The sequence below is a fragment of the Nocardiopsis coralliicola genome (assembly GCF_054779695.1).
The window spans coordinates 1-16,087 of sequence record NZ_BAAGXT010000028.1; the positions used below are offsets into that span (position 1 = coordinate 1).

Sequence of the window (16,087 nt, forward strand, 5' to 3'; positions counted from 1 at the left end):
GGCCTGCTCCGGACCGCCCGGGTTGCCGCCGCTGGACGGGTTGCCGCCCGCCGCGGAGCCGCCGGCGAGCAGCCCGGCTCCGGCAGCTCCGGCCGCAGCGGCTCCGGCGGCGCCCGCGCCATCGACACCGCCCTGCTCGCCGGGGCCGGACGCGGCCGCGACCGGCGGCAGGCTGTCCAGCATCTGCAGGGCGGACTCGGCGTCGAGGCGCTCGTCCGGATTGCGCTCCAGCAGCCGTGCCACCAGCTCCTCCAGCGGCCCGGCCTGGGGCAGCGGCGCGATCGGCCCCGAGATGACGGCCGCGATGGTGCTGGTCAGCGTCGTACGCCGGAACGGGGAGGCGCCCGACAGCGCGGCGTAGAGGGTGACACCCACGCTCCACAGGTCGCCGGCCGGCGTGGCCGGCTGCGACTCCAGGCGCTCCGGCGGCATGTACTCCGGCGAACCGACCAGCGCGCCGGTCCGGGTGATGGAGGCGTCGCCCTCGGCGGTGGCGATGCCGAAGTCGGTGATGACGACCCGCCTGCTGCCGTCGATCATGATGTTGCCCGGCTTAATGTCCCGGTGGACCACGCCGCGCGCGTGCGCCTCCCGCAGGCCGTCCAGGAGCGGGCGGGCCATGGCCGCCACGTCGGCGGCCGTCATCGGGCCCGCGGCCAGGATGTCCTCCAGCGAGCGGCCGGGGAGGATCTCCATCACCACCCACGGGTTGTCTTCGAAGTCGAAGACGTCGTGCACGGTGACGACGGCCGGGTGCGGCACGCGCGCTGCGGTGCGCGCTTCCCGGAAGACGCGGGCGCGCGCCTCGGCGCGCTCCCGCTCGTCCAGGTGGGTGGGGAGGAGGATCTCTTTGACGGCGACGGCGCGCTGGAGCTGGGTGTCCCAAGCCTTCCAGACGACGCCCATTCCGCCGCGCCCGAGTTCCCCGTCCAATCGGTAGCGCTCGGCGACGATGCGGGCTCCGCTGTCGGTCGGCATAGGGCGGCCTCTCCAGGGGGATGACGCGCTGTGGGCAGCTGGCTGCTCCCGAGGCAGCCGCGGCACCGGGGGGATTCCCGCTTCGGGGCCGCTGTGCTCCGGTGGTGATGAGACGCAGCCCGCCCGGCAGAAGGTTCCCCGGCGCCGCCCATCATCGCGCACAGATCGGACGCGGTGCGACCCGGGCGCCACCCGCTGCGCCCCGGCGCAGCCGGACTTCCGGCCCTCGCGCGCGCCCGTCCGCGGGCGCCGGCACCCGCCACCTGCACGTCTCCCGCCACCGCGCCGGCGGGCAGCGTTCGAAGAGCTCCGCCGGACAGCGCTCAGGCCGGTGCGCCGCAGCGCACCGGCCTGAGCACCACCGCCCCGAACCGGGCGCGGCGGCGCTACTTGGAGTTGGTCATCGACAGCACGTCGAGAGCCGCGTCCAGCTGCTCCTCGGTGAGCTTGCCGTCCTCGATGTAGCCGCGCGCCAGCACGACCTCGCGGATCGTCTTCCGCTCGGCGAGGGCCTGCTTGGCGACCTTGGCCGCCTCCTCGTAGCCGATGTAGCGGTTCAGCGGCGTGACGATCGACGGCGAGGATTCGGCGTACTCGCGGCAGCGCTCCTCGTTGGCCTCGATGCCGGCGACGCAGCGGTCGGCGAAGACCCGCGCGACGTTGCCCAGCAGCCGGGCCGACTCCAGCACGTTGCGGCCGATCATCGGCAGCTGCACGTTGAGCTCGAAGTTGCCCGAGGCGCCGCCGAACGCGACTGCGGCGTCGTTCCCCACGACCTGCGACGACACCTGCAGCATCGCCTCGCACAGCACCGGGTTCACCTTGCCCGGCATGATCGAGGAGCCCGGCTGCAGGTCCGGCAGGAAGATCTCGGACAGCCCGGTGCGCGGGCCAGAGCCCATCCACCGGATGTCGTTGGCGAGCTTGGCGAAGCCCACCGCGATGGTCCGCAGCTGGCCGGAGAGCTCGACCAGCCCGTCCCGGGCGCCCTGCGCCTCGAAGTGGTCCCGCGCCTCGGTGAGGGGCAGGCCGGTCGCGGCGGTGATCTCGGCGATGACCCGAGGCGCGAAGCCGTCGGGGGTGTTGATGCCGGTGCCGACGGCGGTGCCGCCCAGCGGCAGCTCAGCGACGCGCGGCAGGACCGCCTCGAGCCGCTCGACCCCGTACCGGACCTGCGCGGCGTAGCCGGCGAACTCCTGGCCGAGGGTGACCGGGGTGGCGTCCATCAGGTGGGTGCGGCCGCTCTTGACCACCGAGGCGAACTCGACCGACTTGCGGGTGAGCTCGCCCTCGAGGTGCTGGAGCGCCGGGATGAGCTCCTGGACGACCGCCGCGGTGGCGGCGATGTGCAGGGAGGAGGGGTAGACGTCGTTCGACGACTGCGAGGCGTTGACGTGGTCGTTGGGGTGCACGTCCAGGCCGCTCGCGGCCTTGGCCAGCGAGGCGACCACCTCGTTGGTGTTCATGTTCGACGACGTGCCCGAGCCGGTCTGGAAGACGTCGATCGGGAACTCGCCGTCCCACTTGCCCTCGGCCACCTCGAAGGCCGCGGCGCGGATCGCGGCGCCGAGCTCCTCCGGGATCACGCCGAGCTCGGCGTTGACCTTGGCAGCGGCGGCCTTGATCTGGCCCAGGGCGGCGATGTTCGCCGACTCCAGGTGCTGTCCGGAGATCGGGAAGTTCTCCACGGCCCGCTGGGTCTGGGCCCGCCACTTGGCCTCGGCGGGGACCTTGACCTCGCCCATCGAGTCGTGCTCGATGCGGTACTCGTTCATCGTTGAAAGACACCTCCAGGGAAACCTGGCACTAAGAGTGCCAGAAGTGCGGCCCCGGGCACTGCCCGCCCCCGGCGGGAACCCCGGTGACCTCGTCGGACGTGGCCTTTGTCACGGGCTCCGCTGCCGGTCGGCGGGTGCGGCGGAGCAGGCGCACGGCGGCGCCGCGGGGGGCGGTTGGGGCCGGGCGGGCACCGGGCCGTTCAGCGCTCGCGGCGCAGCCAGGGCGGGCGCAGGCTGCGCCGCGGCGCCAGCACGTCGACCGACCCGAAGACGCAGAACCCCTGGACATGCAGCACCGGGCGGTCGCCGGCGGTGCGCGGACGCCGCACGGTCGTGTGCCGCCGGCCCAGGAATGACCATCCCGACACCCGCACCTCGACGCCGTCCGGCACGTGCATCGTGATCCGCCCGAAGACGGCGGTGGCGGTGACCACGGTGGTGTCGCGCTCCAGCAGCGCCTCGCGGAGGTCGAGCGTCGCTGAGGCGCCGGCGGCCAGCACCGGCTGGTGCGCCTGCACCACCCAGCGGCCGGAGCGGTGGGCGTCCGCGAGGAGCGCGATGACCTGCGGCGGCCCGTCGACCTGGATCGGCTGCTGGCGGTCGGGCACCAGATCGCCGGTGATGGGCGCCAGCGCACCCAGCGTGCGCGCCCGGTGGACCCGGTCCAGCCGCTCTTCGAACTCGTGCAGGTCGAGGCGCCCGTCCTCGGCTGCGGTGCGCAGCACAGCGACCACGCGATCCCGGTCGGCGTGGGAGGCGCGCATGTCGGCGGGGCGCATCGGCGGCGTCACCCTTCCACGGTAGACGGCCCCGCGGTATGCGGCCGGTCGAAGGGCGTGCGGCAGGAGGGGCGGCGGGGACGGGCTCTGCACTGCGGCCCGGCCCGGCCGGTCCGGTCAGCGCTGCCCGGGGGCGTGAATGCCGGGCGAGGGGGCGGCGCCCCGGCCACGGGGGAGGACGGGGCGCCGCGAGGGACGCCGAGAGGAGGGAGGCGTCCCAGGGGAGGGCTCGGGGGGACGAGCCCGGCCGAGGGCGGCCCGTGTACGGTATCCACCCCCGGTCCACAGGGTTCGGGACGGGACTATACACACCCCTTCTTTCCAGGGGGGAGTGTTCTGGATGATTCGTCCGTGACCAGTGGTGTTGTTCCGGCAGGGGACCGGTGCTGCTTCCGGCGGCATTTGTCCGCGGCTCCAAAAAGAACTGGTGGCGCCCGGCGCCGATTGCCTACCGTTCTCGCATGGCCTCATCGTCCCCGCGCCCGCCTGCGCGGCCCCCGTCCCCGCATGCCCCGGCCATCGAGCTGAAGGGGGTCGTCAAGGCGTACGGCTCCCTCCGCGTGGTCGACGGCCTGGACCTGGAGGTGCCCGCCGGCGTCGTCCTGGGCCTGCTCGGGCCCAACGGCGCAGGAAAGTCCACCACGATGCGGATGCTCACCGCGCAGAGCAGGGCCGATTCGGGCACGATTCGCGTGCTGGGCCACGAGGTCCCCCGTGAGTCCAAGGCGGCCCGCGCGCAGATGGGCGTCGTGCCCCAGCACGACAACCTCGACGAGGAGCTCACCACCGGTGAGAACCTCGAGGTCTTCGCGCACCTGTACCGCATCCCGCGGCGCGAGCGCGAGGGGGCGGTCCGCCGGGCGCTGGCGCTCGCGCACCTGGAGGATCGCCGCCACACCCGCGCCGACCGCCTCTCCGGCGGGATGCGCCGCCGCCTGCTCATCGCCCGCGGGCTCGTGCACCGCCCCCGCGTCGTCCTGCTGGACGAGCCCACCGTCGGCCTGGACCCGCAGGTCCGCCAGGAGCTGTGGGGCGTCATCACCGACCTGCGGAACGAGGGCGTCACCGTCCTCATGTCCACCCACTACATCGAGGAGGCCGAACGCCTCTCCGACGAGGTGGCGCTCATGGCGGCGGGGCGCGTGGTGTCCCGCGGCGTCCCCGGGGACCTGGTCGCCGAAGTCGCCGGCAAGACGGTCGAGGAGTTCCGCGTCGGGGCCGGCGGCCACGCCGCCCTGGAGGAGCAGGTCCGCGCTGCCGGGCTGATGTGCCGCCGCACCGGCCCGTCGCTGGCCGTGCTGCGCGCCGAGGAGATCCCCCCGCAGCTGCGCGACGCCATCGCCCGCCAGGGCACCGAAAGCACCGGCGACACCCGCGCCGCGAACCTGGAGGACGTCTTCGTCGCCCTCACCGGAGAGGAGGCCGGGTGAGCACCGCACCCGCCGCACCCGCACCTGCCGACCGCCGGAACCCGCCGGGCCGCTTCGAGCTCGCCCCGGTGCGCAGCGTGCTGGCCCGCGAATGGTCGCTGTACCGGCGCACCTGGATGCCCACGACCTTCGCCGCCGTCGCCGAGCCGGTGATCTACCTGCTCGCGTTCGGTTTCGGACTGGGCTCCCTGGTCGGCGCCATCGCCGGCTACCGCTACATCGACTTCGTCGGCACCGGGATCGTAGCGATGTCGGTGCTGTTCACGTCGATGTTCCCCGGCATGATCGACACCTACGTGCGCCGCGTCTTCCAGCACACCTACGACGGGGTCCTCGCGGCCCCGGTCGACGTCCGCGAACTGGTCACCGCCGAGGGCGCGTGGATCGCCCTCAAGGCCGGCGTGTACGGCTGCGCGCCGCTCGTCGTGGCCCTGGCCTTCGGGCTTCCGCCGGCGCCCGGCATGCTCACGGTGCCGCTGATCGCCACCGTCACCGGCTTCGGGTTCGCCCTGGTCGGCATCTGGATCTCGGCCCTGGTGCCGTCGATCAAGACGATGGACTACGTCATCTCCGGCGTCATCACGCCCCTGTTCCTGGTGGCGGGCACCTTCTTCCCGCTGGACACCCTCCCGGTCTGGGCGCAGAACCTGGCCGCCGTCAACCCGCTCTACCACTGCGTCGAACTCGTCCGCGGCGCTGCCTTCGGCATCGACGCGGTCGCCGCGCTGAAGCACTCCGCCGCGCTGGTGCTCTTCGTCGCCATCGCCTGGTGTGCCGCCGTCTTCCAGATGCGCCGGCGGCTCATCGACTAGGGCGTACGCAGCAGGGCGGCGATCTGCCGGCCGCGCCTCCCGTCCGAACCGCCGGGAGAGCGCGTGCAGCACGCAGAACACGCAGTGGGGGGCGGCACCCGCGGGTGCCGCCCCCCACTGCGTGGTACCGGCCATCCGGCCCTGGGCGGGCGGGGTGGGCGGCGTCAGCTATTCAGCAGACACGCCCTAGCGGCCGCCGGAGGGCATCCAGCGCAGCGTGCTGGTGATCTGCTCGCCGTCGAAGGCGCCGGTCATCCCCACCGCACCCCACTGCTCGGGGTCGGGGGCCTCTTCGGTGCCCTCCATCATCGTCCGCAGATCGAAGTAGGAGCCGATGGAGGCGTTCTCCATGTCCGGCATCACCTTGGTGAACAGCTCGTCGTCGCCGAGCCGGCCCTGTGACGTGGCTCCGGAGGACATGACGACCACGCCGTCCTCCTCCTTCACCCCGGGCGGAGTGGAGTAGCCGCCGCTGCCGGCGCTCTCCGCTGCGTCGGACCAGAGGCCCTGGTCGGCGCCTTCGGCGCGGAACTGGAAGTTCTCGCTCTCGAAGTCGGCGGAGTCCTCCCCCATCATGCCGAAGGCGGTCTGGGTGCCCAGCACCTTGTCCAGATCGCCCGGCAGCGAGAAGCCGGTCTCGGAGAAGCCCGCGGCCGCCTCGTCGGCCAGGTCCGGAGCCACCGCGGCGAAGTCCTCCCACGCCTGCGTGCCGAGCTTGTCCAACCCGCTGCCGCCCATCGCCGCTGCGGTATCGGCGGGGAGCTCGGCGAGCTCCGTCAGCCCGGTCTCCTCGGCCGTGTACCCCGAGATGTCGGCGTCGCCGACCGACAGGTCCACCACGGTGCTGTTGACGTCGACCGAGTCCGAGTTGATCGTCACCGCGGACGCCACCCGGCCGGACACGTCGAAGTCCGACACCTCCGGCAGCTCCGGCTGGTCGTAGCCGTATCCGTACTCGTCCTCGCCGTAGCCGCTGCCGCCCATGCCGCCCATGGCTTCCTGGGCCAGCTTCGCGCCGGCGCCGATGTCCAGCCAGGTCGCAGCGATGCTGGAGTCGGCCGACGCGGCCGCCATGTCGGAGGTGAACTCCTCGGAGTCGGCCAGGCTGGCGGACTCGATGCTGGTCTGCAGGTCGTTCAGTGCCGTGTCGCCCTCGGCGAAGACGGCGAAGCCGTCGACGAAGGCGTAGGCCATGTCCTCCTCGCTGGCGATGCGGTCGAGGGACGGGGTGGCCTCGTCCTCGTCGGTGACCGCGACCGCGGCGATGCCGAGCGGATCGGCGCCGTCCTCCGACGACGGCACCAGGCCCACGCCGAACCGCTTGCCGAGCCACGGCTCGACCTCGGTCTCGTAGTCGAGGTAGTCGAACCCGTCCTCGACGATCGTCTTCGCCGGGTTGTCGCCGCCGCCCATCTCGTCCTGCACCGAGTCGGGGAGCGTGCCGACGAACTGCGCGTAGTCCGCCAGCTGGGCGGCCGACGGCTTCAGGTCCATGCGCGCGTAGAAGAGGGTGTCCTCGGGGAACACAGTGTCCGGCTGCGCGCCGCCGAACAGGTTGTTCATCATCGAAGTCGACGCCCAGACGCCGGTGGCCATGAGCGCGACGGCCGTGACCGCGGCGACGGGGACCATCCACACGCGGTTGGGCCGCCGCCCGGACGGCCCCATCGGCGGCTGGCCGGCGAAGCCCGGTCCGGTCGGCATTCCGCCGGGAGGCATTCCTCCGGGGGGCACGGCGCCCGGGGGCATGCCGCCGGAGGGGCCGGTCGGAGGGAACCCGCCCGCCGGGTGCCCGGCCGCCGGGTAGTGGGCGCCGGGGGGCGGCGCAGCGCCGGGCTGGTGGCCGCCGGCATTCTGCCACTGGGGCGGACCGGGGGGATCGGGGTGGGACATCGGACCTCCGGGTAGCACGATTACTCGTAGAAGGTACCAATCTGGGCCCTGGCCCCGGTGCGAGTTGGCCAGGGTGAACGCGGGTTCAGCGCCGTTCCGGCGCCTCCCGCCCCCGGGCACTCGGCCTTTCCGGTCCCTGCCCGGCCCGCGCCTGTGACCGGTATCGGCCGCCCCGAAACGCGACTGGCTCCACTCTGCGCCCGGCCGTCCCGCCGGGCGCGGGCCCGATGCGGGCCGTGCCGATCCCGGTAGGCGAGGGAGCACTGCGGCGCCACGTCAGCGCGGTGTGCGCACCGTGGCTGCGGTCGCCCCCTGGCGGCGGCGCCGGCTCCCGGCACGCGAAGGAGTCCGGAGCGGCGGGCTCTCGCCGCGGAATGCCGCGGAGCGGCAGGCCACTGCGCGCGGCGAGGCAGCACGCTGCGCGGACACGGGGAGGGGGCGCGGCCGCGCCCCCTCCCCGTGTCGGCCGCTCAGGAAGCGCCGTCGAAGGCCACACCGCTGTAGGTGGCGAGCTTGGCGAGGCGGTGCTCGCTGCGGACCTGGCGGACGGTGCCGCTGCGCCCGCGCATCACCAGTGAGTCGGTCATCGCGCCGGCCGCCTCGTAGCGGACGCCGCCGACCAGTTCGCCGTCGGTGATGCCGGTCGCGGCGAAGAACACGTCGTCCGACGAGACGAGGTCCTGGGTGGTCAGCACCCGGTCCAGGTCGTGGCCCGCGTCCAGCGCCTTCTGCCGCTCAGCCTCGTCCTGCGGCCACAGCCGCCCCTGGATGGTGCCGCCCAGGCACTTCATCGCGCACGCCGTGATGATGCCCTCCGGGGTGCCGCCGATGCCCAGCAGCAGGTCGGCGCCGGTGCCCGGGCGGGCTGCCATGATCGCGCCGGCCACGTCGCCGTCGGTGATGAACTTGATGCGCGCACCGGCCTCGCGGACCTCCCGCACCAGGCCCTCGTGGCGCGGCCGGTCCAGGATCACCACGGTCACGTCCTGCGGGCTCTTGCCCTTGGCGCGGGCGACCGCACGCACGTTGTCGGCGACCGGAGCAGTGATGTCGACGACATCGGCGGCTTCCGGGCCCGTCGCGAGCTTCTCCATGTAGAAGACGGCGGAGGGGTCGAACATCGACCCGCGCGGTGCGACCGCGAGCACCGCGATCGCGTTCGGCATCCCCATCGCGGTGAGCCGGGTGCCGTCGATCGGGTCGACCGCGACGTCGCACTCGGCGCCGCTGCCGTCGCCCACCTGCTCGCCGTTGTAGAGCATGGGCGCGTTGTCCTTCTCGCCCTCGCCGATCACCACGGTGCCCTTCATGGACACGGTGCTGATCAGGTGCCGCATGCCGTGCACGGCGACCCCGTCGGCGCCGTTCTTGTCGCCGCGGCCCACCCAGCGCGCGGCGGCGAGGGCGGCGGCCTCGGTGACGCGGACCAGCTCCAGTGCGAGGTTGCGGTCGGGAACGTCGTCGACACTCGGGACGGACGGCGTGGGCGCGGTCATGGATCTCCTTCGTCCGGGGCGCAGCCGGGGCGCGCTGCAGGATGGTGCTGTGCGACGGGCGCTGTGCGGTGAGCGGTGCGGCTCAGCCAGTGCGGGTCGAACGGTGTGGGTCGGGCACTGCTGGTGGAGCGGTGCGGACCGGGCAGTGGGGGGCGGGGTGCGCTGCAGCGAGGCGCTCCAGCACGCGGCGTCCACCCGTTCGCGCACCCCTCACTCTAAATTGCCCGCCGGGGTGGGCAGCGGGAGGGCGCGCAGCTCGCGGCAGTCCCGGCGGCCCCCGTGCCGCCGCGGAGCCCGGGTGGCGAAGGGCGTAGCCTCGGTGCTGACGCGGAGCCGGAGACAGGACGGGAACGGGACGTGACAGCCGAGAACGGCGGGCGGCATACGCCCGAGGGCGCGGAGACCGATCGTCCGGAGCGCATCTCCGCCCGCGGCGCCGCGACCCGCGCCGCCCTGCTGAAGGCGGCGGGCACGGTCTTCGTGACGGTCGGCTTCGCCAAGGCCGGGGTCAACCAGGTCGTGGCCGAGGCCGGCGCGAGCGTCGGCAGCCTGTACCACCACTTCACCGGCAAGGCCGACCTCTATCTGGCTCTGTACGAGGAGTTCCAGCAGCGCCAGCAGGAGCGCACCCGCGCGGCCGCCGGCGCCGCGCGCGACGGCGGCGAGTCCGACCCTGCCGTCCTGATGTACGCGGCAGCGCGCGCGTACCTCGAAGGCTGCATCGACGAGCGGGAGACGGCGCTCCTCTTCTTCAGCGGCGACGGGCCGCCCGGATTCGAATCCCAGCTGCGCAGCCGCCTCCGGCAGTGGACCGACCGCAACGTCGCGCTGTTCCGCCGGGCAGACGAGCCGGTGGATGAGGCACTGCTCACGGTGGTCAGCGGGACCATGCTGGTGGCCGTCACCGAAGTCCTGCGCCGCGACGACGATGCGGCGCGCGCCTTCGCCGACCAGATCACCGCGCTGCTGTCAGGCCTTCGCCCCCGCGTCCGGGCCGACGCGGGCAGCTGACCCCACCCCGGTCCCGGGCAGTCCGCGACCTGCGGCAAGCTGGAGGCATCATGAGCACTGACACCCGCTCCGGCCGCACCATGGGATCGATGATCGTCTCGATGGGCGTCATCGTCGGCATCCTGGTGGTGATGGCACTCGTCGTGCAGGGGCGCTCGGGTGAGAACATCCCGTCGGTCGACTACACGCTCGACGCGGCGGCTCTCGCCGACGAAGCCGACTTCACCGTCCTTGCGCCCGAGGACCTGCCCGACGGCTGGGTCGGCACCAGCACCGACCTCTCCACCGGCGACCCCCTCAGCTGGACCGTCGGCTTCGCCACCCCCGACGACCGGCACGCCGACTACGTCATCGGCGACGCCGACACCCTCGTCGACTCCACCCTGGACAGCCCCGAACCCGACGGCACCACCTCCGTCGCCGGCACCGAGTGGGAGCGCTACCGGCACGACGACGGCCGCCACGCCCTCGTCGCGGAAGAAGGCGGTGCCACCCTCATCGTCTCCGGCGGCTCCGGCTACGGCGAGCTCGAAACCCTCGCCGGCTCCCTCGCCGAAGAGAAGGCCGAGTAGCGCCCAGGACGGCCCCGCCGGCGGTGTTTCCGCTCTGTTCCGCTTTCCGCGGACTGGGTCTGCAAGCAGTTCAAGCACGGGCGGCTGCGCCGACTGCGTTTCCGATCCGTTCCGCCTCCGCCGAGCCGCTGTGGAGCCAGAGCCGGAGCTGCACGCGGGCTGGGCTCACCGCATCAACACAAGGACGGCTTCGCCGCAGTCTTTCCCCACTGTCCCGCCGCTTCTGAGTCGGTGTGCAAACAGAATCGCTGCCGGTCGCGTGGCTGTGGCGGCAGGCACTACAAGCAAGGGCGGCTTCGCCGGCAGACTTTCCCCTCTGGCCCACCGCTTCGGGTGCGGTGTGTGGTCAAACTCTCTGCTGTTCGCAGGGCTGGGTCGGCTCAGTCCGCTGGCTCCCGCTCCTCGGTAGCCGACTTTCCGGTGTTCAGTGCGTCGGACAGGCGTAAAAGCGGCAGCGACGGCGAGCCTGGGCAGGGGCTCCGGCGGGTCGGCCGGGCGGCGGCGGGTCGTGGGGCGGGCGTGGGGGACAAATGCCAGGAAAACGAACACTGCAACGGGGGCCCCTGCGCATCCTGCCCAAGCAGAAGACGTCCTCCCCCTACGGACCCTGCGCGGAGAGCCGATTCCGCGCCGCACTGACCTGCACAAACATGGAGTCACGCAGAGTTGTCGTGTCCGATTCCCGCGGACCCACCTTTTCGCCTCCCGATCGGCGAAAAGGTGGCAACCGGGGCGCCGGATTGGCCGCTTCGGGCGATTTGGGACAGCAGTGATCTCGCCACTCCGCGAAATGGAACGCGATGCGCTTTTGCGCGTGGGTCCCCAAACCGGACATTCGGGCCCCACTGGTGACTGACGCCCGGTTTCGACCCTTATGTCGCCACGCAGAGTGAAAATTACCCGGTGAATGAGCCGCGGAACGGTCACACCTCCCGGGTTTTCCGCGCATCGGCCCTCGAAAAGGTGGGAGTCGTGGCGCCGACGAGGTGTTGCCAGCGGTTCGCGGACCACGCGCGCTTACCCGACCCGCCAGTCGCCGACCCTGAAGTCCCTGCAGCCCCGCCATTCACACCAGTCCCACCCGCCCCACGCGCCGCGACCAGCCCCGTGACCCAGCCCTGTAGCCCGCCCGCGCCTGGCCGCCGACCCGCGACACAAAAGCAAGGGCGGCTTCGCCGGCAGACTTTTCGCCCTGTCCCACCACTTCGGAATCGGCCTGCGACCAGGGTTTCTACTGGTCGCGGGGCTCGGGCGGCTGAGGCCGTAGGCTCCCGCAGCTCTGCAGCCGGTTTCCCGGTGTTCAGTGCGTCGGACAGGCGTAAAAGCGGCAGCGACGGCGAGGCCGGGAGGGGGCTCGGGCTGGTCGGCCGGGTGTCGGCGGGTCGCGTGGCGGGGGTGGGGGGCAAATGTCAGGAAAACGGACACGGCAACGGGGGCCCTGCGCACCCCGCCCAAGCAAGCGCGGTCCTCCCCCATGCGGGCCCTGCACGCAGAGCCCGATTGTGTGCCACGCTGACCTGCGCAAACACGGGGTCACGCAGTGTTGCGATGTCCGATTCCCGCGCACTCACCTTTTCCGCGGCCTGATCGGTGAAAAGGTGCGAGTCGCGGCGTCGGATTGGCCGCTATGGGTGATTTGAGACAGCAGTGATCTCGCCGTCCCGCGAAAAGGAACGCGGCGCGCTCCTGCGCATGGGCCCCAAGGCGGACACCCGTGCCCCGTCGGTGACGTTCGCCCGGTTTCGCCTGATATGTCGCCACGCAGAGTGAAACTGGCCCGGTGGGCGGGCCGCGGGACGGTCACGCCTCCCGGGTTTTCCGCGCATCTGCCCTCGAAAAGGTGGCAGTCGTGGCGGAGATGGGGTGTTGCCAAGGGTTCGCGAACACTTGCCCGCACCCGGCCCGCCCGCCGCCGACCCTGCAACCCCTGTAGCCCCTCTATTCACACCAGTCACACCCGACCCGCTGCCCGCCGTGAGGCCAGCCCCGCGGCCCAGCCCTGCGGCCAGCCCGCGCCCGGCGGTCGACCCGAGGTCCCGGCCGCCGCTGCCGTCGCTGCCGCTGTTCGTCTTTGCGACGCACTGACCAACCCGCCACCCGGCTGCCCTCGCGCGGGAGCCCGCGACCCACCCGTCCCTCCAGTCGCCCCCACCCCGCGACAAGCCGACGCCCGGCCGCCTACGCAAGGGTCAGCCCCGCGCCGCCGCCGCTTATCCGCTGGTCCGACGCCATGAACATCAGGCTGCCGGCTGCAGAGGTGCGCGAGTTTGCGCTCTGAAGCACCCCCGACGGGCAGCGCCATTGGCCGCACGCCACCGCCGAGAATCCGGCCAGGGGCGGCCTGCCGCTGTGAGAGGGCTCTCTTCCCGCCATTCTGGTGTCGGGTATGCGTTGTTCCTTGCGTTTTGTGAACGGTCTCTGCTGGGCCCTTGACAGCGCTCTTATGTCATCTGGGTAGGCAGGGAACCGACAGCGACGCCGGGCGCGCCGCGCCCCTCACTTCGGAGTGCGACTCACGATGTTCAGCGAAGTACTCGATTGGCTCAAGGGCATGTTCGGCGACACCGCGAGTGAGGCCGTGGAGCAGACCTTCCAGGCCGGGGGCGATGCGGCCGGGTCCGCGGCGGACGCGGCCGAATCCGCGCAGGCCGCCGGCGACCAGTTCGGCGAACAGGCGGCCGGAATGCAGGAGGACCTGGCGGGCGGAGCGGCTGATGCCGCAGCCGGATACCAGGAAGACCTCGCCGGTGCGGCAGGGGATGCCGTCCAGGGTGCGCAGGAGGAAGCGCTCGGCGGTGTCACCGACGCGGCCGCGAGCGCGCAGGAGTACGGCGACACCGTCAGCGGTATCGCTGAGGACCCGGCCGGGGCGGCGGCCGACGCGGCCCGGGACCGGCTCGCCGGCGAAGGCTGACCGGCCGGGCTGCCCGCCGGAGCCCGTCTTCCGGAGCGCACCGGGAACAAGGCGTCCTCCGGGCACAGGCCCGCCACCGTGCCGGACGCCGCTCTGCTGTGCAGAGCGGCACCACGCCGGGGGCGCAGCGAGGTGGCTCCACGGCAGCACAGCAATGAGGGCCGCCGCCCCGGAAACATCCGGGGCGGCGGCCCTCATTGCTGTGCTGGGGAGCTCTGCTGCGGCCGCACTCGGCGTGCAGGCACCCGGTCAGTCCACGCCTGCTCAGGCGTGCTGCGCCCGAAGGTCCTTGCGGAGCTCCTTGGGCAGCGAGAACGTCAGGCTCTCCTCGGCCGTCTCCACATCGTCCACGGTGTCGAAGCCGTTCTTGGCGAGCCGGTCGAGCAGGTCGCGCACCAGGATGTCGGGCACCGAAGCGCCGCTGGTCACGCCCACCGTCGAGACGCCCTCGAGCCAGGAGTCGTCCATCAGGTCGGCGGTGTCGATGAGGTAGGAGGCACTCGCGCCGGCCTCCAGCGCCACCTCGACGAGCCGCACCGAGTTGGAGGAGTTGTCGGAGCCAACGACGATGACCAGGTCGCACTCGGGCGCCATCGCCTTCACCGCGTCCTGGCGGTTGGAGGTGGCGTAGCAGATGTCATCGCTCGGCGGGTCGAGCAGGTTGGGGAAGCGCTCGCGCAGCGCATCCACGGTCTGGTTGGTCTCGTCCACCGACAGGGTGGTCTGGGAGAGCCAGGAGACGTTGTCGGGGTTGCGGACCTCGACCTTGTCCACCTCGCCGGGGCCGTCGACGATCTGGATGTGCTCGGGCGCCTCGCCGCTGGTCCCCTCGACCTCCTCGTGGCCGGTGTGGCCGATGAGGATGATGTCGCGGTCCTCGGCGGCGAACCGCTTCGCCTCCTTGTGGACCTTGGTCACCAGCGGGCAGGTGGCGTCGATCGTCTTGAGGCTGCGGCGCTCCGCCTCCTCGTGGACCTTCGGGGAGACGCCGTGCGCGGAGAACACCACGATGGCCTCCTCCGGCACCTCGTCGGTCTCCTCGACGAAGATGGCACCGCGCTTCTCCAGCGTGCTCACCACATGGGTGTTGTGCACGATCTGCTTGCGCACGTAGATCGGAGCGCCGTACTGCTCCAGGGCCTTTTCGACCGTGACGACAGCGCGGTCCACCCCGGCGCAGTAACCGCGGGGCTTGGCGAGCAGGACACGGCGGCGATTCGTCGCAGTCATGGGCAACATCCTACGTGCGGCAGCGAGCATGCGGCTCCGGTGTAGGGACAGTCACAGCGCGCCCGGTACATGGCTGGACGCGCACTGCCGCCCCGGTCGGAGGGCCCGCCCCGGGCGAAAACCCTGGGCACGGCGGGGTGCGCCCGGTGGCTGCGGGATAACGGAACGCGATCGGTTCCGTCCCGAGATGGCGAATTCGATGGCATACCTGGCAGGTTGGGGTGACCGTTGCCCGGCGGCCCTGGTTGACTTGTGGTGCGGGAGTCGCCCCTTCGGCTGCCCTCACGCCGCCCCCAGTGGGATAAAGGGCACCGGACGCGCCGGAATCCCGGCAGCGCCGGAGCTCGCGCCCGAGGCGACCCGGCACCGGCAATTCCGCGCGGCCGTCCGGAACGACCCGTCCGGAACCACACCGTCAGTACTGCGACAGCGGCAGGAGCCCGAGTCCCATGTCGAACCCCTCGATCGCCAATAAACTCCTGACCATCGTCAAGGGCATCTTCGGAGGCGGCAAGGGAGGGGCCGGCGCCCCGACCGCGCCGGAGCAGGCGCCGGCCGCCGCGCCCGCCGAGGCCCCGGCTGCCGAGAAGCAGGCGGAGGAGTCCGCGGCCGCGGAGAAGAGCGCCGCGGAAGAGAAGGCGCCCGCCGCCGCGAAGCCGTCGGAGAAGGGCGCCGCTGCGCCCGCCGAAGAGCCCGCCACCGGCCAGGTGACCGACGATGAGCCCGAGGAAGACCTGGTCGCTCCGGAGGAGAAGCCGGCCGTCGCCGCCGAGCTGGACGCGAACGAGACGGCCACCCAGGCCGCCGACCGCTCCTACCTCGACGAGGTCCGCAAGGCCGCCGCGGTCTCCTCCGACGAGCTGCCCGTGCCCGGCTACGACGAGGTCACCCTCCCCTCGATCAGGGCCCGCCTCCGCAAGCTCACCCTCGAGCAGGTCCGCACCCTGCGCACCTACGAGCTCGCCAACCAGGAGCGCCCCGAGTTCATCAAGATGTACGACAACCGCATCGCCAAGCTCACCGCGGAAGACGCCGGGTAGTACCGGCCGCGCAGAGGGCCGCCCCGCCTCAGGACGTGCCCCTGCACGGTCGCGGGTACCCGTCCCCGCGGTCCGGTCCGCCTCGGCGCCACCGGCCCGCGCCGCGCTCTGCCCTTGTCCCCGCAGGGTGGCGCTGTGCACCGGCCTGCGCTGC

Annotated in this window: 12 protein-coding genes; 6 read left to right on the plus strand and 6 right to left on the minus strand. The window is 72.4% G+C overall.

Annotated features, from left to right (window positions below):
• The 3 genes from ACYVGT_RS18530 to ACYVGT_RS18540 all read right to left on the minus strand — a co-directional run.
• On the minus strand, positions 1 to 978 hold a 978-nt coding region (locus tag ACYVGT_RS18530), incomplete at its 3' end, for a serine/threonine-protein kinase (RefSeq protein ID WP_460860025.1).
• A gap of 386 nt (positions 979 to 1,364) precedes the next feature.
• Positions 1,365 to 2,753, minus strand: a complete 1,389-nt coding sequence (locus tag ACYVGT_RS18535; RefSeq protein WP_460860027.1) for a class II fumarate hydratase — start codon at positions 2,751 to 2,753, stop codon at positions 1,365 to 1,367.
• Between the two features lie 203 nt (positions 2,754 to 2,956).
• The gene (locus tag ACYVGT_RS18540) at positions 2,957 to 3,547 is read right to left on the minus strand and encodes a DUF1707 SHOCT-like domain-containing protein (protein WP_460860030.1); all 591 of its coding nucleotides are present in this window, start codon (positions 3,545 to 3,547) and stop codon (positions 2,957 to 2,959) included.
• Positions 3,548 to 3,996: 449 nt separating this feature from the next.
• Here ACYVGT_RS18540 and ACYVGT_RS18545 point away from each other — a divergent pair, with 449 nt between their 5' ends.
• Together ACYVGT_RS18545 and ACYVGT_RS18550 are read left to right on the plus strand one after the other, a co-directional pair.
• Complete coding sequence (locus ACYVGT_RS18545; protein ID WP_460860032.1) at positions 3,997 to 4,965, plus strand: ABC transporter ATP-binding protein; 969 nt, start codon at positions 3,997 to 3,999, stop codon at positions 4,963 to 4,965.
• Positions 4,962 to 5,777, plus strand: coding sequence for an ABC transporter permease (locus tag ACYVGT_RS18550; RefSeq protein ID WP_460860035.1), 816 nt, complete (start codon positions 4,962 to 4,964; stop codon positions 5,775 to 5,777). Before ACYVGT_RS18545 ends, ACYVGT_RS18550 begins: the two co-directional genes overlap by 4 nt.
• A 186-nt stretch (positions 5,778 to 5,963) precedes the next feature.
• On the opposite strand, the gene ACYVGT_RS18555 is transcribed toward ACYVGT_RS18550, so the two are convergent.
• Positions 5,964 to 7,481, minus strand: a complete 1,518-nt coding sequence (locus ACYVGT_RS18555; protein ID WP_460860036.1) for a hypothetical protein — start codon at positions 7,479 to 7,481, stop codon at positions 5,964 to 5,966.
• 659 nt (positions 7,482 to 8,140) lie between these two features.
• Positions 8,141 to 9,166: a class II fructose-bisphosphatase gene (gene glpX, locus ACYVGT_RS18560; RefSeq protein ID WP_460860038.1), complete on the minus strand. Its 1,026-nt coding sequence runs from the start codon at positions 9,164 to 9,166 to the stop codon at positions 8,141 to 8,143.
• Positions 9,167 to 9,523: 357 nt separating this feature from the next.
• Here glpX and ACYVGT_RS18565 point away from each other — a divergent pair, with 357 nt between their 5' ends.
• The 3 genes from ACYVGT_RS18565 (at position 9,524) to ACYVGT_RS18575 (ending at position 13,663) form a co-directional block, all read left to right on the plus strand.
• The gene (locus tag ACYVGT_RS18565; protein WP_460860040.1) at positions 9,524 to 10,177 is read left to right on the plus strand and encodes a TetR/AcrR family transcriptional regulator; all 654 of its coding nucleotides are present in this window, start codon (positions 9,524 to 9,526) and stop codon (positions 10,175 to 10,177) included.
• Positions 10,178 to 10,227: 50 nt separating this feature from the next.
• Complete coding sequence (locus tag ACYVGT_RS18570) at positions 10,228 to 10,749, plus strand: DUF4245 domain-containing protein (protein ID WP_460860042.1); 522 nt, start codon at positions 10,228 to 10,230, stop codon at positions 10,747 to 10,749.
• A 2,518-nt stretch (positions 10,750 to 13,267) separates the two neighbouring features.
• Positions 13,268 to 13,663 carry a hypothetical protein gene (locus ACYVGT_RS18575; protein WP_460860045.1) on the plus strand — a complete coding sequence of 132 codons (396 nt, stop codon included), beginning with the start codon at positions 13,268 to 13,270 and terminating at the stop codon, positions 13,661 to 13,663.
• A 264-nt stretch (positions 13,664 to 13,927) separates the two neighbouring features.
• Here ACYVGT_RS18575 and ACYVGT_RS18580 read toward each other — a convergent pair whose 3' ends face one another.
• Positions 13,928 to 14,893, minus strand: coding sequence for a 4-hydroxy-3-methylbut-2-enyl diphosphate reductase (locus ACYVGT_RS18580; RefSeq protein ID WP_460860048.1), 966 nt, complete (start codon positions 14,891 to 14,893; stop codon positions 13,928 to 13,930).
• 449 nt (positions 14,894 to 15,342) lie between these two features.
• Here ACYVGT_RS18580 and ACYVGT_RS18585 point away from each other — a divergent pair, with 449 nt between their 5' ends.
• The gene (locus ACYVGT_RS18585; RefSeq protein WP_460860050.1) at positions 15,343 to 15,933 is read left to right on the plus strand and encodes a hypothetical protein; all 591 of its coding nucleotides are present in this window, start codon (positions 15,343 to 15,345) and stop codon (positions 15,931 to 15,933) included.
• The last annotated feature ends 154 nt before the right edge of the window (positions 15,934 to 16,087 follow it).

What these genes read in the sequence shown, in the direction of transcription:
- ACYVGT_RS18535 (WP_460860027.1), bottom strand. Translation starts at nt 2,753, where the DNA reads ATGAACGAGTACCGCATCGAGCACGACTCGATGGGCGAGGTCAAGGTC.
- ACYVGT_RS18545 (WP_460860032.1), top strand. Translation starts at nt 3,997, where the DNA reads ATGGCCTCATCGTCCCCGCGCCCGCCTGCGCGGCCCCCGTCCCCGCAT.
- ACYVGT_RS18555 (WP_460860036.1), bottom strand. Translation starts at nt 7,481, where the DNA reads ATGCCGACCGGACCGGGCTTCGCCGGCCAGCCGCCGATGGGGCCGTCC.
- glpX (WP_460860038.1), bottom strand. Translation starts at nt 9,166, where the DNA reads ATGACCGCGCCCACGCCGTCCGTCCCGAGTGTCGACGACGTTCCCGAC.
- ACYVGT_RS18570 (WP_460860042.1), top strand. Translation starts at nt 10,228, where the DNA reads ATGAGCACTGACACCCGCTCCGGCCGCACCATGGGATCGATGATCGTC.
- ACYVGT_RS18575 (WP_460860045.1), top strand. Translation starts at nt 13,268, where the DNA reads ATGTTCAGCGAAGTACTCGATTGGCTCAAGGGCATGTTCGGCGACACC.
- ACYVGT_RS18580 (WP_460860048.1), bottom strand. Translation starts at nt 14,893, where the DNA reads ATGACTGCGACGAATCGCCGCCGTGTCCTGCTCGCCAAGCCCCGCGGT.
- ACYVGT_RS18585 (WP_460860050.1), top strand. Translation starts at nt 15,343, where the DNA reads ATGTCGAACCCCTCGATCGCCAATAAACTCCTGACCATCGTCAAGGGC.